This window comes from Shinella sp. AETb1-6 (genome assembly GCF_009826875.1).
Taxonomy (GTDB): Bacteria; Pseudomonadota; Alphaproteobacteria; order Rhizobiales; family Rhizobiaceae; genus Shinella; species Shinella sumterensis.
Window position 1 is genome coordinate 15,519 of sequence record NZ_WUMM01000001.1, and the last position, 22,027, is coordinate 37,545.

18 protein-coding genes are annotated in these 22,027 nt (G+C 65.9%); 7 read left to right on the top strand and 11 right to left on the bottom strand.

Annotated features, from left to right (window positions below; translation table 11 throughout):
* Window positions 1-81: 81 nt before the first annotated feature.
* The 3 genes from GR158_RS00070 (at window position 82) to GR158_RS00080 (ending at window position 3,303) form a co-directional block, all read left to right on the top strand.
* A complete protein-coding gene (locus GR158_RS00070) occupies window positions 82-1,551 on the top strand; it encodes a YcjX family protein (RefSeq protein WP_160869140.1) in 1,470 nt (489 codons plus the stop codon).
* Window positions 1,548-2,609, top strand: a complete 1,062-nt coding sequence (locus GR158_RS00075; RefSeq protein ID WP_160869142.1) for a YcjF family protein — start codon at window positions 1,548-1,550, stop codon at window positions 2,607-2,609. The genes GR158_RS00070 and GR158_RS00075 overlap by 4 nt, the downstream gene beginning before the upstream one ends.
* A gap of 145 nt (window positions 2,610-2,754) precedes the next feature.
* Window positions 2,755-3,303: a hypothetical protein gene (locus GR158_RS00080; RefSeq protein ID WP_134649950.1), complete on the top strand. Its 549-nt coding sequence runs from the start codon at window positions 2,755-2,757 to the stop codon at window positions 3,301-3,303.
* Here the strand turns inward: GR158_RS00080 and folK are convergent.
* From folK to folP, 3 genes are read right to left on the bottom strand one after another with little or no spacing between them, the layout of a single operon-like run.
* Window positions 3,296-3,814 (bottom strand): 2-amino-4-hydroxy-6-hydroxymethyldihydropteridine diphosphokinase, encoded by a 519-nt coding sequence (gene folK / locus GR158_RS00085; protein WP_160869144.1) that lies wholly within the window; start codon window positions 3,812-3,814, stop codon window positions 3,296-3,298. The two genes, GR158_RS00080 and folK, sit on opposite strands and share 8 nt — an antisense overlap.
* Window positions 3,804-4,172, bottom strand: a complete 369-nt coding sequence (gene folB, locus GR158_RS00090) for a dihydroneopterin aldolase (RefSeq protein ID WP_134649952.1) — start codon at window positions 4,170-4,172, stop codon at window positions 3,804-3,806. The genes folK and folB overlap by 11 nt, the downstream gene beginning before the upstream one ends.
* Entirely contained in the window at window positions 4,169-5,071 is a 903-nt protein-coding gene (folP, locus tag GR158_RS00095) for a dihydropteroate synthase (RefSeq protein WP_160869146.1), read from the bottom strand. Before folP ends, folB begins: the two co-directional genes overlap by 4 nt.
* A gap of 146 nt (window positions 5,072-5,217) precedes the next feature.
* On the opposite strand from folP, the gene GR158_RS00100 reads away from it, so the two are divergent.
* Entirely contained in the window at window positions 5,218-5,826 is a 609-nt protein-coding gene (locus GR158_RS00100; protein ID WP_160869148.1) for a DUF922 domain-containing Zn-dependent protease, read from the top strand.
* A 428-nt stretch (window positions 5,827-6,254) separates the two neighbouring features.
* On the opposite strand, the gene GR158_RS00105 is transcribed toward GR158_RS00100, so the two are convergent.
* Window positions 6,255-6,575 (bottom strand): 2Fe-2S iron-sulfur cluster-binding protein, encoded by a 321-nt coding sequence (locus tag GR158_RS00105; RefSeq protein ID WP_134649955.1) that lies wholly within the window; start codon window positions 6,573-6,575, stop codon window positions 6,255-6,257.
* A gap of 173 nt (window positions 6,576-6,748) precedes the next feature.
* The gene (locus GR158_RS00110; RefSeq protein ID WP_160869150.1) at window positions 6,749-7,117 is read right to left on the bottom strand and encodes an Hpt domain-containing protein; all 369 of its coding nucleotides are present in this window, start codon (window positions 7,115-7,117) and stop codon (window positions 6,749-6,751) included.
* Between the two features lie 528 nt (window positions 7,118-7,645).
* On the opposite strand from GR158_RS00110, the gene GR158_RS00115 reads away from it, so the two are divergent.
* Together GR158_RS00115 and GR158_RS00120 are read left to right on the top strand one after the other, a co-directional pair.
* Window positions 7,646-13,219, top strand: coding sequence for a kinesin (locus tag GR158_RS00115; protein ID WP_160869152.1), 5,574 nt, complete (start codon window positions 7,646-7,648; stop codon window positions 13,217-13,219).
* 178 nt (window positions 13,220-13,397) lie between these two features.
* Window positions 13,398-14,378 (top strand): Tim44 domain-containing protein, encoded by a 981-nt coding sequence (locus GR158_RS00120; protein ID WP_160869154.1) that lies wholly within the window; start codon window positions 13,398-13,400, stop codon window positions 14,376-14,378.
* 75 nt (window positions 14,379-14,453) lie between these two features.
* Here the strand turns inward: GR158_RS00120 and GR158_RS00125 are convergent, their stop codons facing one another.
* The 4 genes from GR158_RS00125 to GR158_RS00140 form a co-directional block, all read right to left on the bottom strand.
* Window positions 14,454-15,056, bottom strand: coding sequence for an ABC-type transport auxiliary lipoprotein family protein (locus GR158_RS00125; RefSeq protein WP_246665512.1), 603 nt, complete (start codon window positions 15,054-15,056; stop codon window positions 14,454-14,456).
* A gap of 146 nt (window positions 15,057-15,202) precedes the next feature.
* The gene (locus GR158_RS00130; RefSeq protein WP_134649959.1) at window positions 15,203-16,573 is read right to left on the bottom strand and encodes an MlaD family protein; all 1,371 of its coding nucleotides are present in this window, start codon (window positions 16,571-16,573) and stop codon (window positions 15,203-15,205) included.
* A 61-nt stretch (window positions 16,574-16,634) separates the two neighbouring features.
* On the bottom strand, window positions 16,635-17,414 hold the full coding sequence (locus GR158_RS00135; protein WP_160869158.1) for an ABC transporter ATP-binding protein: 780 nt from the start codon (window positions 17,412-17,414) through the stop codon (window positions 16,635-16,637).
* A gap of 8 nt (window positions 17,415-17,422) precedes the next feature.
* Window positions 17,423-18,610, bottom strand: coding sequence for an ABC transporter permease (locus GR158_RS00140; protein ID WP_160869160.1), 1,188 nt, complete (start codon window positions 18,608-18,610; stop codon window positions 17,423-17,425).
* A gap of 95 nt (window positions 18,611-18,705) precedes the next feature.
* Between GR158_RS00140 and dgcA the strand changes: the two genes are divergently transcribed.
* A complete protein-coding gene (gene dgcA, locus GR158_RS00145) occupies window positions 18,706-19,689 on the top strand; it encodes an N-acetyl-D-Glu racemase DgcA (protein ID WP_160869162.1) in 984 nt (327 codons plus the stop codon).
* Here the strand turns inward: dgcA and GR158_RS00150 are convergent.
* Together GR158_RS00150 and GR158_RS00155 are read right to left on the bottom strand one after the other, a co-directional pair.
* Entirely contained in the window at window positions 19,659-20,876 is a 1,218-nt protein-coding gene (locus tag GR158_RS00150; protein ID WP_160869164.1) for an MFS transporter, read from the bottom strand. The genes dgcA and GR158_RS00150 overlap by 31 nt on opposite strands.
* Before the next feature lie 98 nt (window positions 20,877-20,974).
* The gene (locus tag GR158_RS00155; protein ID WP_160869166.1) at window positions 20,975-21,820 is read right to left on the bottom strand and encodes a UDP-2,3-diacylglucosamine diphosphatase; all 846 of its coding nucleotides are present in this window, start codon (window positions 21,818-21,820) and stop codon (window positions 20,975-20,977) included.
* Window positions 21,821-22,027 lie beyond the last annotated feature (207 nt).

Sequence of the window (22,027 nt, forward strand, 5' to 3'; positions counted from 1 at the left end):
GGAAGACGCGCGGGCGTCCCGGCGCCTCTTTTTCGGCGTCGTCGGGTTTCCTATATCGCCTTCGATGATGGAAGAGAAATCGTGCCCCCCAGCCTGACGACCCTGACCGATGAAGCCCTGCTCGCGCTCGACGCGCTGACGGGCCGCGCCACCAATCTCGTCAACCCGTCGATCCGGCTCGGCGTGACGGGCCTGTCGCGCGCCGGCAAGACGGTTTTCATCTCCTCGCTCGTGCACAATCTACTGAACGGCGGGCGCCTGCCGCTGTTCGAGGCCGGGCGCTCCGGCCGGGTCTCGAAGATCCGCCTGGAACCGCAGCCGGACGATGCCGTGCCGCGCTTCCAGTACGAGGACCATATCCGTGCGCTGGTGGCCGACCGCGTCTGGCCGGATTCGACCCGCGCCATTTCACAGCTCCGCCTCACGCTGGAATATGAGAGCGCCTCCGGCTGGGGCCGGCTGTTTTCGCCCGGCAAACTCTCCATCGACATCGTCGATTATCCCGGCGAATGGCTGCTCGATCTTCCCCTGCTGGCGCAGGATTACCGGACCTTCAGCGAAAAGACCGTTGCACTCGCAAGCTCCGGTGTCCGCGCCGAGCTTGCCCGCGACTGGTTGGCTCTGTCCGCGACGGTCGATCCGGCGGCCGACGCGTCGGAGGCGACGGCGCGCGCGCTTGCAGAGGCCTTCACCGCCTATCTGCGCGCCTGCAAATCCGACGAGCGCTCGCTCTCCACCCTGCCGCCGGGCCGCTTCCTGATGCCGGGCGATCTGGAAGGCTCGCCGGCGCTCACCTTCGCGCCGCTGCCCGACCTTGCCAAGGGCAACCCGGCGCGCGGTTCCCTGCAGGCGATGATGGAGCGGCGCTACGAAGCCTACAAGTCCCATGTGGTGCGCCCGTTCTTTCGCGAGCACTTCGCCCGCCTCGACCGGCAGATCGTGCTGATCGATGCGCTCCAGGCGATCAACCGCGGCGCGGAGGCCGTGCACGATCTGGAACGCGCGCTCGGCGACGTGCTGGATTGTTTCCGTGCCGGGTCCAACAGTTTCCTGTCCTCCTTCGTCACGCGGCGTATCGACCGCATCGTGATCGCCGCCACCAAGGCCGATCATCTGCACCATGAAAGCCATCCGCGACTGGAGGCCGTCACCCGCCGCCTCGTCGAGCGCGCCATCGAGCGCATCGGCATGAGCGGCGCGGGCATCGAGGTGATGGCGCTCGCCTCCGTGCGCGCCACCCGCGAGGCCACCGTCAAGCATGGCGGCGAGGACCTGCCCGTGATCGTCGGCGTGCCCATGGCGGGTGAAAAAATCAACGGCGAAATTTTCGATGGCGAACGCAAAACCGCGATATTTCCCGGTGACTTGCCGAAGAATCCGGATTCACTTTTCGAAGCGCTTGAATCGGCTCCTGAAGGCGAACACCTGCTCAACTTCGTGCGCTTTCGCCCGCCCCATATCGAGGAAACCGGCGGCGGGCTGAAACTGTCGGTGCCGCACATCAGGCTCGACCGCGCGCTGCAATATCTGATCGGAGACCGGCTCGCATGACCGACCGTCCGCGCAAGCCCGCCGCCTTCTCCCTGCCGGCCGAGGCAACCACCCGGCCGGAGAGCGAACGCACCCGTGCGCCCGCAGCCTTCGACGCGCCCGTCAGGCTGACCCCGGACGCGGAGGACCCCTTCATCGCAACGACGGCGGACCTGCCCGACCTTACCCCGCCCGTCGCCGCACCGCGCCCGCGTCGCATCACGCTCGGCCGCATCGTCTTCGGCGCGCTCGGCGTGCTGATATCGCTCGCCGTGGGCCTCTGGGTCGATGCCCTGATCCGCGACCTGTTCAGCCGCAACGACTGGCTGGGATACCTCGCCCTCGCCGCCGCCGTGGTGGCGGTCCTCGCCCTTCTCGGCGTCGTGCTGCGCGAGCTGATCGGCCTTCGTCGCCTCGCGGCCGTGCAGGATCTCAAGCACGATATCGAGGAGGCGGCCGCCTCGCCCACGCCGGCCGGCGGCCGGGCCATGGTCGCCCGTCTCGTCCAGTTGCTCGCCGCCCGCCCGCAGACGGCGCGCGGCCGTGCACGGCTTGCCGAAACCGACGGCGAGATCATCGATGCCGCTCATCTGATCGAGCTTGCCGAGCGCGAATTGATGAGCCCGCTCGATCGCGAGGCCCGTGCGCTGATCCTCGGCGCATCCAAGCGCGTCTCCATCGTCACCGCCGTCAGCCCGCGCGCGCTGGTGGACCTCGGCTATGTCATCTATGAAAGCAGCCGGTTGGTGCGCAGCATGGCCGAACTCTACGGCGGACGCCCGGGCAAGATCGGCATGCTGCGGCTGATGCGTGACGTGATCGCCCATCTCGCCGTGACTGGATCGATCGCGATGGGCGACAGCCTCGTGCAGCAGGTCCTGGGCCATGGGCTGGCCTCGAAACTCTCCGCAAGGCTCGGCGAAGGCGTCATCAACGGCCTGATGACCGCCCGCATCGGCATCGCCGCCATGGACCTCTGCCGGCCCATGCCCTTTCGCGCGCTCAAGCGCCCCGGCATCGGCGATTTCATCGGCGACCTGACGCCCGGCACCACGGGCAGCCGCCGCGACGAGGCGTGACCTTGCTGCAACACCCCGGTTTCCCGGGCCGTCATGCGCCATCAAAAGACGCGAGCACGCCCGCCGGAAACCGTCCGTTAACCATTTTCGCGCAAACCTGAACGCACAAAGCAGGCCAACGGCCATCGCCCATCAAGGATCGTTCATGTACTCGCGCACCTCTTTGATCGCCCGCGCCTCCGCAGCGGCCATTCTCGCAGCCAGCGCCATTGCGCTTCCCGCATCCGCCTCGCAGCGCGACAGGGCCTTCTTCGAACAGGTCGCCGGCAACTGGCAGGGCGCGGGTGAAATCGTCGCCGGAAAATACAAGGGCACCAAGTTCAACTGCGACCTGACGGGCAACCCCGTCGCCGCCAAGGGCGCCGGCATCCAGCTCGATGGCTTCTGCCGCGTCGGCGTGTTCAAGCAGCCGATGTCCGCGCTGATCAGCAAGGCAGGCAGCACCTACAAGGGCAAGTTCCTCGACGGCGCCGCCGGCAAGGGCATGGACATCGTGTCCGGCCAGGTCAATGGCAACAAGGTCGTGGTGGGCATCAACCGCCAGAAGCTGAACGGCGCCATGATCGCACGCCTCGACGGCGACAAGAAGATGAACATCACCATCTCGGTGAAGGTCGAAGACAAGATGATCCCGGTCATCGGCCTGTCGCTCGACCGCAATCTCGACGATATCGCCGTCGGTTCGATCAAGTAGTCCGCCACCAGTCCGGGCCGGCGCTTGCCGGCTCTATGCCCGCGACGTCCGCCGCTTCCAACCATGCGGTGACGGGCCGACCTTCGACCATTAGCAACGGCGCGACATCGGCAAGCGGCATGAGCACGAAGCCGCGCTCCGTCATGCGCGGATGCGGCAGCTCCAGCCGCCCGCCGGCCTGCTCCACACCTTCATAGGTCAGAACGTCGATATCGATGGTGCGCGGTCCCCAGCGCTCGATGCGCTCGCGCTTCATGTCGCGCTCGATCCCGAGGCAGATGTCGAGCAGAGGCTCGGGCGCCAGCGTGGTTTCGATCAGCGCGCAGGCGTTGAAGAACCAGTCCTGGTCCGTCTTTCCCCAGGGCGGCGTGCGATAAAGCCGCGACACCGCCAGCACACCGCAATCCGCCCGCGCATCGAGCGCGCGCAGCGCCGCGGCCATCGCGTGGGCGGGATCGCCGATATTGCCGCCGAGGCCGAGCGTCGCCCGGCGAAACGTCTCAGACGACATGATCGACCGTGACCTGGACATAGTCCAGAACGCCCGGCACGGGCGCATTGGGCTTGCGCACGGTGATCCGGGCGCGCGAAATCTGCGGGAAACGCGCACAGAGAACCGTCGCGATCTCCTGGGCCAGCGCCTCGATCAGATAACGGCGCTGGCCGGTCACGATCTTTTCGATTTCCTGGAAGGCCACGCCGTAATCCACCGTCGAATCGATGGCGTCGTCCGACAGCGGGCGAAGCGGCAGCACGTCGAGTTCCGCATCGACGAAGAAGCGCTGCCCGAGAAACTCTTCCGCATCGTGCAGGCCGTGGCGGGCGAAGAAGGCGCAATTCTTGAGCGTGATCGTGTAGCTGGTGGTCATGGTATATCCTGTCTCGCCGGCGTTTCGCCCTGCACCTCGCGCGCAGCGACCCTGCGCCGCGCTGAAAGCATAGCATCGGCAACGGCCAATGCGTCCCTGTTGATTGCGACATCGTGTACCCTGAAGACCGCCGCACCGGCCATGCGCAGCAAGGCGGTCGTGGCGGCCGTGCCCGCATCGCGGTCTTCCGCCGCCTCGCGCCCCGTTACCGCGCCGAGGAAACGCTTGCGCGACGTGCCGGCAAGGATGGGCAGCTCGAAACCGTAGAGTTCGCCGAACCGCGCCATCAGCTCCAGGTTCTCGTCCGCGTCCTTGGCAAAGCCGAAGCCGGGGTCGAGCACCATGGCCTCACGCGGCACACCGGCTGCGCGGGCGATCTCCAGCGACCGCCCGAGGAAGAGATACTGGTCCTCCACCACATCCGGCCGCTTCTCGCGGTCGCGCCCGGTGTGCATGATGCAGAGCCCCGCCCCGCTCTGCGCCGCGACCGCGGCGATATCGGGCTCGCGCTGCAACCCATGCACATCATTGACGATATGGGCGCCCGCGGCGACCGCAAGCCGCGCCGTTTCGGCGCGGTAGGTGTCCACGGAGATGATGGCATCCGTGGTGCCGGCGAGCGCCTCGATGACCGGCAGGATCCGGTCCTGCTCCTCGGCCGCCGAGACGGATGCAGCACCCGGCCTCGTCGATTCGCCGCCGATGTCGATGATCTCCGCACCCTCTTCGAGACACAGGATCGCCCGCGCCACGGCGGCGTCCGCGCTGTCGAAGCGCCCGCCGTCGGAAAAGGAGTCCGGCGTGACGTTGACGATCGCCATCAGGATGCCGCGCGGGCCGAGCTCCAGAAGCCGGCCATGGGCGAGCGACCAGCGGAAGGGATCGAACGGCGAGAACATGGCGTTTTCCTCCGGCGGTTAACCAGCGATCCCGAATGGGTGTTGCGCTTGCCGAGCCTATGCCCCAAGCTTAGACGAAGTTCAACCGGCGCATTGCCGGCACACCGTCGGGCTTGCCCGCCGGCGCGAAAGGAATACGGATTCGAATGAAGACCATCGCCCGCTTGATGGCCCTTGCCGCCCTCGCCTCGCTCCCTTTCCAGCCAGCCGGTGCACAGACGATCACCACGAAGACCTTCTCCTATTTCCCGGTCGGCGGACGCACCGCCGCCGAACTCGACGCGGAACTGTCGAAGCGCGGGCCGATGATGAAGCGCAGCGGCTCGCGGCATCCGGGCGCGACGAAGATCAAGTGGGGCGGCTCGGTAACCTACGTGCGCCGCAACAACCGCTGTGCGGTCGGCGAGGCCAAGGTCGTGCTCTCCACGCAGATCATCCTGCCGCGCTGGAAGAACCGCAATCGCGCGACCCCGTCGCTGGCGCTGATCTGGGATACGCTGGCAAGCGACATCAAGCGCCACGAGGAGCGGCATGCGGAGATCGCCCGCACCCATGCCCGCGATCTGGAGCGCAAGTTGCGGCGTCTGCCGTCGGAACCCGACTGCGAGCGCATGCAGGCGCGGGTGGACCGCGCCACCGCCGACGCCGTCGCGCGTCACGATGCCGACCAGGCCCGTTTCGACCGCATCGAATCGAAGAACTTCAACGACCGCATGATGCGCCTGCTGACGCACCGCCTGAAAAACGGGAAGTGAGTAAAGGCCGCCCGGCCGCTCAGTATTGCCAGAACAATTGCGATGAAAAACCGCGATGCGATGCAAGCTTTGTCGTTTTATGTGTGAAATGACGGATGAATTCTTGCGATAGCGCAAATGCGCAAATCACCCTATGTTCATTTCAACGGTGACCGGGAGGATATGTTTCTCCCCGTGCAGCATGAAGCAGTTTGTAACAGGTTCTCCTGGCGCATCCACATCATAGCAGCAGGTTGTTTCCTCCCTTTCCTCGCTGCGATGCGCCCTCCTCGCCTCGCTTGTCCCATAGACCGGCGAGGCTTTTTTTGCCTCGTCCCTGCGCCTCGATCCCTGCACGGTAACGCCGGTGATTTTTCGCGCCCACGACAATGGGGCCGGTCGCGCCAAGGCGCGCCGGCTGGCCGTAATCCGTTTTCAGGAATTTGATGTCAGGCCTGGCGCTCGGGAACGTGGACCACGAGACCGTCGAGGGCATCCGACATCTTGATCTGACAGGAAAGCCGCGAGGTCGGCCGGACGTCATAGGCGAAATCGAGCATGTCTTCTTCCATCGCTTCCGGCGGGCCGACAAGCGCCGTCCAGGTCTCGTCGACATAGACGTGACAGGTCGCGCAGGCGCAAGCGCCGCCGCATTCGGCCTCGATGCCGGGCACGGAATTGCGCACGGCATTTTCCATGACCGTGGAGCCGTTGGCGACATCCAGTTCGTGACGGGTGCCGTCGAAGGCGACGATGGTGAGTTTGCTCATGATGGCTTCCGAATTCTGTGAGCGGCCCCGGGGCCTCTGTCCGGCGCAGCGGGCAGCCGCCCGCCTGCCGGCGTTGCGGCCGAGGTTTCCAACAAAACCCCTCCACAGTCAACATCGCGCCTTGCCGCCCGGCCATCCGGGGGCGAGGGGCTGCCGTTATGCCACAGTTCCGGTCAGCGGCAGAGCTTCAGGATGAAGTTCTCGGCCTCGACGACGGCGGCCGTGACGGCGGCGAGCGCAATCGCATCCGCCGGGTTTTCCTCCAGCGCGGCGGCGGCGCGCGCCACGGCCGTGGCGCCGGCCGACTGCGCCGACCCCTTGAGGCGATGCGCGACCGAGGCGCGCGCCTCGCCCTCGAACATGGCCAGTTCCTTCATGCTCTGGCGGGCGTGCCGCGCGAACATCTGCAGCACTTCCAGCTCCAGCGCCTTGTCGCCCATGGTCTGGCGGCCAAGGTGTACCAAATCGATCGGCCGTCCATTCGAGGCACAGATGCCGCTGGCGTTGTCGGGGGTATCGAAGGCGATGTTGAGCGCTGCCATTTGCCAATATCCTTGTTCGCGCCGCGCGCGCTTGTTTCGTTATGGAGCATGCCACGTTTACGGGCCTGCCCGTCCGTTCGCCCGCCTGACGCGTGGAAACGGATGCCATTGTGGGTGGCGGACGCCCCTATCGAATTAAAAGGCGGCGCAAAATGGGCATGAATCGCAAACTATGGTTAATGCCTGAAAAAAGGCTTTTTTCTCAAGCTTTCCATTGCGATACAGAATCGGCTGAAATTAACTTTCTGTTAAGTTTCAGCCTAAGGGAGATGGCAATCAATTGTGTGATACAGGCTAATGTGTCACTACGATACGGCCGGATAGTCCCGGTGGATAAGCCGTTGGCGGATATACACGCTTCCGTCATTTCGGTCTATCGAACGAATTGGGAATGAACGGCGGTCCGGACGCTGCGCAACCATGAGGGTTCGCGGCAAGACCGGCCGCCAACCGGACGATCTCGAATACGCCCGAGCAGCGGCGGCGCGTATAGGGCTCGACCCGGACATGGTAACGAGGCGTACCCGCATGGCGACGAACAAGACCATTGAGTCGATCGACGACAAGGCATTCCAGGCTCTTGAAGAGGCCTTGAAAATCGATTTCGACGATCTGACCGCGGAGACGCCTTCGAAGACGGATTCGTCGGAGGCCCGTGTGTCTGAACCAGCAAGTCGAATTCAGGGAAAGACGCAAGGTCAGCAGGCGTCCGCCGAGACCCCGCGCAACCTGAACCCCGAGCCCGGCCCGAAGACGCCGGTCTTCGCGCCCGCCAATGACGGTTCGCGCAAGACGCCCGCCGCGATCCTGAAGTCGCTCGACATGCGCTCCTCGCGCGGCCCGATCCGCATGGCCGCGCTCGCCTCCGTGCTTTGGGTCATCGGCGGCGTCGGCGTTGCCAATCTTCTCTATGCACCGCAGATCTGGCAGATCCGCTCCATCGCCGATCTGGTCGCCCTGCCCGGCGCCATCGGCATGCTGGTCGCGATCATCATGCCGATCATGCTGTTCTTCGCCTTCGCCATCATGATCGCGCGCGCCCACGAATTGCGCAGCGCGGCGCGCTCCATGGCGGAAGTCGCCCTGCGCCTCTCCGAGCCGGAAACCGTTGCTGCCGACCGCATCATGTCCGTCGGCCAGGCCGTGCGCCGCGAAGTGTCGGCGATGAACGAAGGCATCGAGCGCACCATCGCACGCGCCACGGAACTCGAAACGCTCGTTCACTCCGAGGTCAACGCCCTCGAGCGCAGCTATTCCGACAATGAAATGCGCGTGCGCACGCTCGTGCAGGAACTCGGCACGGAACGCGAGGCGATCGTCAGCCACGCCGAACGCATCCGCTCGTCCATTTCCGGCGCGCATGAGCAGCTGAAGGACGAACTGGCCAGCGCCGGTGAGAGCATCACGGCGCGGCTTGCCACGTCCGGCGAGGCCTTCGCCTCCATGCTCGACACGCGCGCCGCGATGCTGATGGAAAAGTCCGACAGCGCGACGCAGACCATCGGCGCCATGCTCGCCGCGCGCACGGACAACCTCCTGTCCACGCTGAGCTCCTCCGGCCTTGCGCTTGCCAATGAATTCGATACGCGCCTGGAACAGCTGACGCAGAACCTCGACAGCCGCGGCCGCGATCTTCTCCAGCAGTTCGAAACGCGCGCGACCTCGCTCGACGCCAACACGGAGAAGCTCAATGCCGCGCTCAACGAGCGCGCAAAGCAGCTCAATGAAACGCTGATCGCCCGCACCCGCGAGATCAGCGAAAGCCTTTCGATCGGCCAGCACGCGGTGACGAGCGGCCTCGATCACGTTCTCCAGTCGATGAACGCGGCGCTGGACGAAAAGGGCGCGCAGTTCCGCCAGAGCCTCAAGAACGCCGCCGACGACACCGTCATGGACCTCGACCTTCGTTCGGGCTTCTTCGACGAGCGCATGCAGGCGACCGTCGGCCAGATCGCCGGCGCCTTCGACCAGCGCGTCGAGGAATTCGCTCAGGCCTTCGACCAGCGCGCCGGCTCGCTCGATTCCAAGCTGATGGAGAGCCTTGCGCGCATCAACGAGACCGTCGCCAGCGGCCGCGAGGCGATCGACGGCATCCTCACCTCCAGCATCGACCGCCTGGGCAACACGCTGACGGACCAGTCCTTCGCGCTGGCGACCACCATCGCCACCAGCCAGGAAGTGTTCGAAAGCGCCGTTTCCGGCCACGCGGAAGCCATCAGCAACGCTGTCGGCGGTGCACATGAGCGCGTGGGCGCGGTTCTGTCCGAAAAGTCGTCCGCCCTGCTCGGCGGGCTCGCCGAGGTGCAGAGCCGTATCGAAAGCGGCTTCGGCGCGCGCGCCGATGCGCTGGCCGAAAGCATCTCGGGCAGCGAACGCCGCCTGACGGAAGCGCTCGACAACCGCGGCACGGCCATCGCGACCGACATCCAGGCCGCACAGGTTCGCATGGAAGAAGCGCTCGGCGCCCGCGCCGACGAGATCACCTCCACCATCGCGGCAAGCCACAACCGCCTCGACAGCGCGCTTACCGAGCGCACGGCAGCCCTTTCGGCCATGCTGCACGAGACCGGCAGCCAGCTGGAGAATTCCGTGGGTTCGGCGGCCAATCGCGTCGAGACCGCGCTCACCGGCGCTGCCCGCCAGATCGACGAGGTCATCACCGGCCGCACAGCCAACCTCGCCTCCGTGCTGTCCAACAGCGCCGGCTCCATGCAAGCGGCCATCGACAACGCAGCCGACCGTGTCGAGCATGTGCTGTCGGAAGGCAGCCAGCAGCTCGGCGGCGTGCTGCATGGCCAGGCGACCGAGTTCGCCGATGCCTTCTCCGGCCGCGCCGCCGAGATCGCGCAAGCCCTTTCGGGCCGCGCCTCGGAGCTTGCCGGCTCGCTCGTCTCGACGCATGAACAGATCCGCGCGACGCTCGACGACCGCATCCATGCGATCAATGTCGCCATCAGCGAAGGCCGCGACCAGCTCACGGAGACGCTGAACGACCAGACCACCGCGATCGGCACAACCATCGCCACGAGCGCGGGCATGCTGGAAATCTCGCTGGAGCAGCAGCAGGAAGCACTGCGCCGCACCATCGACACCAGCGCCGACCTCCTGAACGAACGCGTGCGCGAAAGCACCGATGCCGTCGCCGAACGCCTCGGCGAGACCACGTCCAAGATCGCGCAGGCCGCCGATGCCTTCGGCGCGCGCATGGAGCAGACCGTCGACAGCGTCGCCAACCGCTTCGACACCACCGGCAGCCGCCTGGAAGAAAACCTCGGCAAGCTGGAAGCCCGCATCGAACACAGCGTCGACAACGTCTCCGGCATCGTCGACACGGCAGCCTCCCGCATCTCCGACACGCTCGGCGAGCGTCTGGCCGACCTGGAGCGCGTGGGCAGCGACGTCTCGCTGCGCGTCTCCGACGCCCTCTCCCGACCCATCGCCGAAGTCGACCGCATCGGCGATGAAACCACGGCGCGGATCGCCGCCACCCTCGCCGGTCATGTCGGCGATATCGAGCGCGTTGCGGGCGATGCCGCCCAGCGCATCGACAGCACGCTGACCGAGCGCGCGGGCCAGATTGCGCAGGTTACCGACCAGGCCGCCGGGCGCATCGACAGCACGCTGAGCGAGCGCGCCAACCAGATCGCCCAGATTGCCGGCGAAGCCTCCGAACGCATCGCGGCCACGATCGATGACAAGACCGGCCGCATCGAGGAACGCCTCGGCACGATGGACCGGGCGCTCACGATCGGCCTCGACAATGTGAACCGCACGATCGACGGCAAGGCTGCGGGCCTCGCTCAGACGCTGCGCGAAGCCGTTTCGCAGGCGGCGCAGGACATGGATGCCGAAGCCGTGCGCTCGGCCCAGTCGCTGGCCAAGACCGGCGAGGAATTCGTCAGCATCAGCAGTTCGCTGCGCGGCGCGGTTTCCCGTGCGGCCACGGAAATGGGCACGGAAGCCCAGCGAGTGGCCGAGAACATCGCCCGCACTGGCGCCGAATTTGCCGAAAACCTCTCCACCCGCAACGAGGCCTTCGCCCGCTCCATCGAGGAGACCGAAAGCCGTCTGGCCGGTCAGGCCCAGGCCCTGCAGCAGGGTCTCGGCGAGGTCCAGAAGGCGCTGGACACGCGCGGTGCCTCCATCCGCTCCACGCTCGACGAGCGCACCCGCGAACTCAACTCCATGCTGGCGAGCCGCACGGAAGAGCTGTCGCGCCTCATCAATGAGGAAGCCCGCCCGGTCATCGACGATTACGCGGCCGTCGGCCGCGAGGCTGCCGAGCGCATCTCCGGCGTCGCCCGCGAAAGCGCCGATCGCCTGCGCAACGAGAACGCCGCGCTCATCAACGCGATCTCCGCCCGCACCGCCGACACGCTGGCCGCCATCACGGCCCGCACGGACGAAGCGGCCGGCGCGATGCGCGCCATCGAAGACGGCCTCCAGGCCAATGTCGAGGGCCTGATCGCCCGCCTTTCGGAAAGCAACGGCGCCATCGCCGGCATGGTCGATGCGGCCAGCCAGACGCTGGGCGCCATCGACGGCCGCCTCAGCAGCACGGCCGAGCATTTCAGCTCGTCGGCCGAACGCGCCTCCGAAATGGTCGCCACCACGTCGCGCCTGCTGGAAGGCAAGGTCGACCGCCTGTCGGATATCGCCGCCGGCACCCTCTCCCAGATCGGCGGCATCGTCGGTCGTTTCGAGGACCACTCGAAGATCCTGTCGCAGGCGTCGGACCTCTTGGCCGCGGCCCAGTCCAACCTCGTTTCGACGCTCGAGGAACGTCAGGATGCGCTGCGCGCGCTCTCCGTCGGCCTCGTCCAGCGGTCGGAGGAAATCGAGGGCACCATGCGCTCGCTCGAGGGCATGGTGGAAGGTGCGTTCAGCCGCGCCGAGGAACGTTCCAGCCAGATCGCCGGCAACCTGCGCGGCGGTATCCAGGGCTCCTTCGCCGAAGTCGGCCGCATCCTGAGCGAGACCGAAAAACGTGCCGAGACCGCCGCCGCCACGCTGCGCGATTCGCTGGTCAAGGCCGGCGAGGAAGCGGGCCAGTCCGTCGAGGGCGCCTTCGTACGCGCCGAGGAGCGCACCAAGGAAGTCGCAAACCGCCTGCGCGGCAGCGTCAGCGCCTCGCTTTCGGATGTCGATCGCCTGCTGAACGAATCCGGCAAGAAGTCCGAGGCCGCGACGGCCGTCATGCGCGACGCGATGCGCGAGGCGGTCGAGGAAGCCATCGGCAAATTCTCCGGCGCCACCGAGGAAATCCGCCGCGCCGCCGGCGAAATCCGCCGCGAGCTCGACCAGACCCGTGGCGAACTCAAGCGCGGCGCGTTCGACCTGCCGGAAGAAGCGAAGGAAAACGCTGCCCAGATGCGGCGCGCCGTCAGCGAGCAGATCAAGGCGCTGCAGGACCTGTCCGATATCATCGGCAAATCCTCGGCCGCTCTCGAAGTCTCGCGCCCGGCCGTCCAGGCGACACCTGCGCAGCAGCCCGTCCAGCAGCAGGCCCGCGTCGAGCCGCGCCGCGAGGAACAGCCGCAGCTTCGCGGCAGCCTCGGGCTGGAGCGCGCAGCCGCCGCCACCGTGCCGCAGCGCGCGCAGCCCCTGCCCGCCGAAACCGATGCCAGAACGGCGGGCGGCGAAGGCGGCTGGATGCGCGATCTCCTGCGCGGCGCCGTCTCGCGTGAGGAAGCCCAGTTCGCCCAGCCTCGGGGCGAAGGCCAGGCGGCCCGCCCCGCCGACAGCCGCAACCCGCGCCATGTCGTCGAATCGCTGAACTCGTTGTCCGTCGACATCGCCCGCGCCATCGATCACGATGCGTCAGTCGACCTGTGGCGCCGCTACCAGCGTGGCGAGCGCGACGTCTTTACCCGTCGCCTCTACACGCTGAAGGGCCAGCAGACCTTCGACGAGATCAAGCGCAAGTACGAGCGCGAGCCGGAGTTCCGCACCGCCGTCGACCGCTACATCTCGGATTTCGAGAAGCTGCTCGCCGACGTGGCCCGCAACGACCGCGACAAGACGATGACGCAGACCTACCTCACCTCGGACACCGGCAAGGTCTACACAATGCTGGCCCACGCGGCAGGCCGCTTCAACTGAGTGAAGCGGATCGTGCAGGACTTGGCGGCCGTCCTTAGGGGCGGCCGTTTTGCGTTATGGCCGATAACGCATTTGTGAGCCGGCAGTGTCGTTTCCGCCCGCCCTTCTCTTATATTCGCGGCCGCCAGCCTCTATATCCCCAGCAAAAGGCCTGATGCCGCAAGGGAGAGAGACGAATATGATTGCAATACAGGGGTTTGGACGCCTTCTCGCGACGCTGGCCGTGGCGCTGGTCGTGATGATGACGGTGGTGGACGTGGCCGAGGCCCGTCGCGCCGGCGGCGGTTTCGGCAGCCGTGGCACCCGCACCTTCTCCACGCCCTCGACGACGCGCACCGCGCCGAACGAAGCCCAGCCCATCGACCGCACGATGACGCGCCAGCCATCCACCACCCAGCAGGCGGCAGGCCGTAACAACACGGCGACGAACCCGCGTCCGGGCCTGTTCGGCGGCTTTGGCGGCTCCATGCTCGGCGGCCTGATGCTCGGCGGCCTTGTCGGCATGATGCTCGGCCACGGGCTCGGCGGCGGCATCGGCTTCCTCGGCCTGATCCTCCAGGTGCTGCTCATCGCCGGTGCCTTCCTGTTCATCCGGCGGATGTTCGCGCAGAAGAATGCACCGGCCTATGCCGGCGCAGGCGCGGCGCGCAGCGCCTATCAGGGCGGCAACGGCTCGGATTTCGAGATCCCGCGCATCGGCGGCGGCGGCGAGCGACAGGCCGCAGTCCAGCCGCAGTCCGGCGACGAGATCGGCATAGGACAGCAGGATCTCGAACAGTTCGAAGGCATGCTGAAGGAATTGCAGGCCGCCTATGCGGCGGAAGACTTCCGCACGCTCCGCCAGATCACGACGCCGGAGGCGATGTCCTATCTCGCCGAGGAGATCGGCGACAACGCCACGCAGGGCCTGCGCAACGAGGTGCGCGACATCCATCTCGTACAGGGCGACGTGGCGGAAGCCTGGCGCGAAGGCACCGACGACTACGCCACGGTCGCCATGCGCTACGAGAGCATCGATGTGATGCGCGACCGCGCCTCGGGCAAGCTGGTCTCCGGCGATCCGGACAATCTCACGGAAACCGTCGAGGTCTGGACGTTCCTGCGCCGCAACGGTGGCGACTGGAAGGTCTCGGCCATCCAGGGCGTCGAAGCGGCCTGACACGAAAAGACAAGGCCGCGCGCGACCTCAAGGGGCTGCGCGCGGCCGAAAACGTTTAGATAAGAGATCGATCGATCAGATCGTTTTCAGCGTCCAGCCGACGATGTCGGCGGTGACGGCGGCGAAGGCCGCATCGAGCGCCTTCACGAAAGCCGTGTTACCCGTTCCGCGAACCGGCGCGGTCGCCCGGAACACCTTCTGCGCCCGTACGGAACCGTTGCGATCATTGAGCAGCTTGGCGGAAATCTCGACGATCGCGGTGCCGGCGCCGGAGGTCTGAACCTCGAACGCGCGAATCTCCGTCACGATCTGGTAGTCGATGGCCAGCCCCTGGCCGGGCGTACCGACACCGCCCAGACGGCCGGTATTCTCGAAAGCCTGCACGAGCTTGGCCTGCACCATCTTGGTCAGGCTGTCGCTCCACTGCGACTGCGAGAGATACTGGATCTCCGATGGCGACGGGCGGATGACGATCTGTTCGCTGTCGATCGCCTTCAGCGCGGTCGGCTGCGGCACGAGGATTTGCCGGCTCTTCGCAGACGGCCCCTCGATCGGTGCCGCAGATGTGAGGCTGAACGTATCGTTCTTGGCCGCTCCGCCGCCGCAGGCGGTCAGTGACGCAGCCAGAACGGCCGAGAGTACGATCCGCGTCGCAGGTCCTCTCCGCCACATCTCCATACCCGATACCGTCATATTGTCCTCGAAACCCTTGATATCGATATGTAGCAGCGGCCTTGCAGGCTGTCACGGTAGTGTGGGCCAAGTCCTTGCACGCAAGCGAGACCCGAGCAGCCGTTGTGTAAATACGGCCACACTTCAAGGGGTCAGCGGCGGGTACGACCGTCATACTGCTTGACGGTCTCGCCGCCGAACAGCAGGCGCTGGGGATTGCGCTCGAAACCGGAGATCGCGCTGTCGAGATTCTGGATGGTGCGGCGCGTATCGAGCACCAGCGCCTCGACATCGCGAAGGCCCGAGCCCGAGAAACGCTGAAGCCCGTCGGCAATCGGCCCTATGCGGCCGTTCAGCGTATCCGCCGCCTGCTTGATCGACTGCAACGTCGCCTTGGCCTCGGCAAACAGCGATTCGGAATCGCCCTCGCCCAGGAAGCCGTCGAGCTTGGCGAGCACGCCGTCGACACGCGTGGACGCCGCATTGAGCTTGCTGCTCATCTGCTGCACGTCGGTGATGATCTGGTCGATGTCTTCCTGGCGGTTGCCGATCTTGTCGGCGACGCCGGTGACGGACGCGATCGCCTTGCGCGCATCCTGGGTCGCGACAGAGATGTTGTCGATGGCGCCGCTGACCTTCTGCGCGTCGACGGCGGCGATCAGGCTGTCGACCTTATTGAGCGTTACGGTCGCATTCTTGCCGAAGGTATCGAAGGTCTCGGCCGTCTTGCGGAAGCCCTCGACCGTCTCCTTCACGTTGCCGGAGGCGTCGGCGATATCCTTGCTGACCTTGTCGACATTGCCGACGAAGTCCTCGACCTTCTTCGGATCGACGGCCTTGATCAGCGAATCGACCGAGGCGAGCGTGGAATCCAGCCGGCCGGAGAGGTTCCTGAACGTCTCGGAAAGCCCGCCGACGCTCTTCAGGAACTCGTCGATATTCTCGCCATTGGCAGCGAGCGAATCGGAGAAGCGCTCGGCATTCTGGATGGTCTTGGTGAGCGGGCCGCGGGCATCGGCGACAAAACCCTGGACATCGGTAATGGCGGCATCGGCCCGCTTGAGGATCTTGTCGGCCGTCGAGAGGATGTTGGTCACGCTCGACTGCTCGGCCTGGAGAACGGCGGCCGTCTCGTTGTCGAAGGCGTCGCGCAGGATGTTCGGATCGCCGGCGGAACCACCGGAAAGCTCGATATAGGCCGCACCCGTCAGGCCCTGCACTTCCAGCACGGCGGAGGTGGATTTCTTCACGGGCGCACTGGTTGCGACCTCGGTCATGGCGACGGAGAAGCGCGGATCGTCCTTGTCGATGGCAAGGCTGCGCACGGAACCGACGGGAATGCCGTTGAAGCGCACGGGCGAGCCGATGGACAGACCGTTGGCCGAACCGGGAATGCGGATCGCCAGCTGCGCCATGTCGCCGCCCCGGCCGTATTGTGACATCCAGTAGACGAACACGAAGGCGGCTGCCATGACCAGCACGGTGAAGAAACCGACGAGGGCGTAATTGGCTTTCGTTTCCATTCTTCAGTCCTGCTTGCAGTTCCATCCGCCGGGACGGGATGCTCCCGGATGCCCTTCATGTCTATCGCACGATCGATCGTGCACGCTTGCCCTGGAAATAGGACTGCACCCAAGGATCGTCAAAGGCCAGCATGTCCTCGATGGTGCCTTCCACGAGAACCTTCTTCTGCCCGAGCACGGCGATGCGGTCGCAAACCGAAAACAGGCTGTCGAGGTCGTGAGTCACCATATACACGGTGAGGCCCAGAGTGTCGCGCAGTTTGGCGATCAGCGCATCGAATTCGGCCGCGCCGATGGGATCGAGGCCCGATGTCGGCTCGTCCAGGAAGACAAGCGCCGGATCGAGCGCCAGCGCACGGGCCAGCGCCGCGCGCTTGATCATGCCGCCCGAAAGCTCCGAGGGGAATTTTTCCGCGGCATCGGGTGCGAGGCCGACGAGCTCGATCTTCAGCCGCGCCAGTTCGTCCATCATCGCCTGCGGAAGGTCGAGATATTCGCGCATCGGCACCTGGATGTTTTCCCGCACCGTCAGCGACGAGAACAGCGCCCCCTGCTGGAAGAGGACACCGAGCTTCATGTCCAGCGCCATGCGCTCGGAATCCGTCGCCTTGTCGAAATCCGTACCGAAGATCTGGATATTGCCGCCGCGGCGCGGCAGGAGCCGCAGCACGGTGCGCATCAGAACGGATTTGCCGGTACCGGACGCACCAACGAATCCGAGGATCTCGCCGCGGTAGATGTCGAGATTGAGCTTGTCGAGCACGATCTTCGTGCCGAAACCGACGGTCAGGTCCTTGACCGAGAGAATGACGTCCTTCTGATCTGCCGTAACCGGGTCCATCTGCATTCCTAGAAGTCGATTGCGGAGTAGAACACGGCGAAGAGGGCGTCTACGAGGATGACGACGAAAATCGACTTCACCACCGAGGCGGTGACATGGCGGCCGAGCGATTCGGCGCTGCCGCCGACCTTCAGGCCTTCCACCGATGCGACGATGCCGATGATCAGCGCCATGAAGGGCGCCTTGATCATGCCGGAGACGATGGTCGAGAGATCGATCGCCTCGCGCAGGCGCGACAGGAACGTGTCGAAGGTGATGCCCGAATAGGCCCGGGCCACGAAGGCGGCACCGGCGAGCGCCGCGAAGTTGGCGATGATCGTCAGAAGCGGCAGCGCGACCGTGAGCGCCACCAGACGCGGAAAGACAAGGACGCCGATGGGGCTGAGCCCCATCACCTTCAGCGCATCGATCTCCTCGCGCATCTTCATCGAGCCGATTTCGGCCGTGATGGCGCTGCCGGAGCGGCCGGCGATCATGATGGCCGTGAGCAGGACGCCGATTTCGCGCAGCTGCAGGATACCGACGAGATCGACGACGAAGACTTCCGCCCCGAAGTATCGCAGCTGGAAGGCGCCCTGCTGGGCGATGATCGCGCCGATGAGGAACGACATCAGCAGAATGATCGGAACGGCGCGCACGCCCATATGGTCGATCTGGTGCACGATGGCGGCGGGCGAAACGCCGCTTTTGCGGCCGAGCTTGAGCTGCGCCCCACGCACCGCCGAGCCCAGAATGAACATGGCGGCGACCGAGTCGTTCCAGATGTCGACCACGACGCGGCCGATGGGCGCAAAGATGCGCTCGAAACGCGAGCCCGACGCGCTGCGCGTATCGCCGGCTTCGGCCAGCTTTTCGGGCAGTGCCGCAATGAGGTCCGCATAGCTTGCGCCCGGCCGGTCGGTGATGGTGACCTCGCCACCGCCCGATTGGCGCGCGGTGATGGCGCGCCGCAACAGCCAGGCGCCGGCAGTATCCATTTCCTCGACGCCGCCGAGGTCGATCTCCAGCGGCCCCGTCGTGCCGCCCTTCATGCCGTCGAGCTGTTTGGAGGCGGCGACCGCCGTCGTGTTGATCCAGCGGCCGGAGAGACGCCAGATCTCGCCGTCTCCACCCGTCCGGCTCTCGGTCTTTATCTCTGCGGGGGTATCGGTGTTCGTGGCCAAGTGTCTTGCATCTTCCCGTGCGTGGGACAACATGCCCTGTCTTATCGACTCGCGCATCGTCTGTCACCGAACGAAGGGGCAAAAGCCCCTCGCCCTGCGCTTTTTTCAATACCGGGAGAGCCGATCCGATGAACAGAACACTTCTCGCCGCCGCCGAGAGCTTCCCGATTGCCGGCGCCTTCACCATTTCGCGCGGTGCGAAGACGACGGCCGAGGTGGTGACCTGCACGATCGGCGCCTCGGGTGCCCTCGGCCGCGGCGAATGTGTGCCCTATGCGCGCTACGGCGAATCGGTGCCGGGCGTGCTTGCCGCCATCGAGGACATGCGCGGCGCCATCGAGGACGGCGTCGGCCGCGAGGAGCTTGCCCGCCTCATGCCGGCGGGTGCGGCGCGCAATGCGCTGGACTGCGCCCTCTGGGACCTGGAGGCAAAGTTGTCCGGCGTGCCGACATGGCAGGTGCTGGATACGACGGCGCCGCAGAAGCTGGTCACGGCCTATACGCTTTCGCTCGGGGAACCCGACACCATGCAGCGACAGGCCGCCGAACATGCCTGGCGTCCCCTGCTCAAGGTGAAGGTCGGAACGGCTGACGATGAAGCCCGTATCCGCGCCGTACGCGCAGGCGCACCCGACAGCGCCATCATCCTCGATGCCAACGAGGGCTGGACGCCGGACAATCTCGCGCATCACTTCGCCGTCTGCGAGGAGGCGTGCATCGCGCTCGTCGAACAGCCGCTGCCGGCGGATAACGATTCGGCGCTGCGCGGCATGGCGCGCTCGGTCATCGTCTGCGCCGACGAGAGCGTGCACCGCACGCGCGATGTCGCCGGCCTCGCCGACCGCTACGACGCCATCAACATCAAGCTCGACAAGGCCGGCGGGCTGACGGAAGCGCTGGCGCTTCGCCAGGCGGCACGGTCCCACGGCCTGAAGATCATGGTGGGCTGCATGGTCGGCACGTCGCTCGGCATGGCGCCGGCCGTGCTTCTGGCGCAGGGCGCCGACTTCGTCGATCTCGACGGCCCGCTGCTTCTGGCGCGCGACCGGGAGCCGGCCCTGCGCTACGAAGGCTCCGACGTCTATCCGCCGGAGCCGGCGCTCTGGGGCTGAGCCGACGGCGCGAGCAACCGGCCTGCCACGACGCAGATGAGACCGGCTGCGGCGACAAGCGACATCAGGTAGAAGCCCTGAACGCCATACCAGCTGAAGGCATAGCCCGAGACGAAGGTCGCCAGCGCCGTGAAGATGCCGGTGTAGAAGAAGTACAGCCCCTGCGCCGCCGCCTCCTGCTCTTCCGCCACCCGCTGCACGAGCCGGCTTTGCGCGCTCATGTGGATGAGCGCATAGGTGAAGGCGTGCAGGCATTGCAGCGCGAAATAGCCGGCAAACGACATCTCCATCGGAAAGACGATCCAGCGCACCACGGCCACCGACGCGCCGACGATCATCATCGACCAGAGATTGAAACGCCGCCTGAGCTGGACGGCGAGCAGGAAGAACACCACTTCCGCCAGCACGCCCGCGCTCCAGAGGATGCCGACATCGACGCCGCTGAAGCCCATCTTCTGCCAGTAGATCGCCGAGAAGGCGAACAGCATGGCGTGGCTGGCATTGACGAGGGAAACGCCGATCAGCATCAGCTGCACATCGCTTTGGCGCAGCGTGCTCTTCGTCGGCATGGTCGCTATGGCGGCGATCGGTGACGGCCGGCGCGGCTTGCCGATCTTCGGCGCGATGAGCGCGCCCACGACAGTCAGGACGAAAGCCACTGCCATCGCCGGCAGCACCATGGCGCCGCCATAGAGCCCGGCAAGCCAGCCGCCGCCCATCGTGGCGACGATGAAGGCCAGCGAGCCCCACAGGCGCATGCGGCCATAATCGAAGTTCCAGCGCCGCACGCCCGACAGCATGATCGCCTCGGTGATCGGCACATAGGGCGAATAGACCGCGCCCTGCAGTGTGTAGAGCAGCAGGATCGGCCAGAACGAGCCGGTCGCAAACAGCGCCAGGGCCGTCAAAAGCGAAAGCAGCCCCGACCACAGGAGGACGATCGAGCGCTCGCCGATCCGGTCGGCGATGACGCCTGCGACCGGCGCGGTGAAGACCCGCACGAACAGCGGCACGGCAAGCACGATGCCGATCTGGAAATCGGTAAGCGACAGCGTTTCCAGCCAGACCGGGAAAAACGGGAGCGCAATGCCGTTGACCATCATCGGCGCGCAGAAGACAAGCGCGATCCGCACGGCGAAGAACGGCGGCGCGCCGGTGGTAACTCTCAACCCGGAGGGGGGCGTCATTGGCGGGAAACCTGCATTGAAACGCTTGCCGCTCTATCATGCCGCAGCGCGCAGGCCAATCCGGGATTTTTCAGGCGTCGGCGCCTGCCGGCGACGCCTCAGGCGGCCTCCGCGCCAACCCGTTCGCGCGTCTCGATGGTCGGCATCTGATGCGACACGGCGAGCACCGCGGCGGGCCGCGAGGCCATCGTCTGCCAGGTGATCAGCTCCATCTCGCCGTCATGGTGTTCGGCAATCGCCGTGCAGCTCTCCACCCAGTCGCCGCTGTTGATGTAGCGGATACCGTCGATCTCGGTGATGACGGCGTGGTGGATATGGCCGCAGATGACGCCGTCGGCATTGTTGCGGCGCGCCTCCTCGACCACGACCTTCTGGAACTCGCCGATGAAGTTGACGGCCGACTTGACCTGCTGCTTCGCCCAGGACGAGAACGACCAGTACGGCAGGCCGAGCCGTCGGCGGATGGCGGCGAAGACCACATTGATGGCGATGGCCGCATCATAGGCCCAGTCGCCGAGATAGGCGACCACGCGGGCATGGCGCACGACCACGTCGAACTCGTCGCCGTGCAGCACGAGATAGCGCCTGCCGTCCGCGCCTTCGTGGATCATGCGCTCGGCAACCTCGACACCGCCGAAATGCGTGCCGGGGAAATCGCGCAGGAACTCGTCGTGATTGCCGGGGATATAGACGATGCGCGTGCCCTTGCGCGCCTTGCGCAGGATCTTCTGCGTGACGTCGTTGAAGGCCTGCGGCCAGTACCAGTTGCGCTTCAGCCGCCAGCCATCGACGATGTCGCCGACCAGCACGATGGTCTCGGCCTCGTGATGCCGCAGGAAGTCCAGCAGGAAATCCGCCTTGGCGGCCTTCGATCCCAGATGCACATCCGAGATGAAGAGCGTGCGGAAGTGGCGGACGTCGGGGTCGGCAGGGGTCACGGTCATGCGTTCGTCTCCGGGTGGCCGGCCACCGCGATCATCGTCATGACGGGCGGCTCTCGGTCTCCTGAAAACCAGAGTCCTATTTCAGATTGATGACACAGCTATGCATTTTCGAAAGGCAAATAGGCATTGCACCGGCTGTTGAATGCGGCTTTATGGTACACCCGTTAAACTTCACCTCGCGGCGGTTTTGTGCCACGAAGGCCGCAA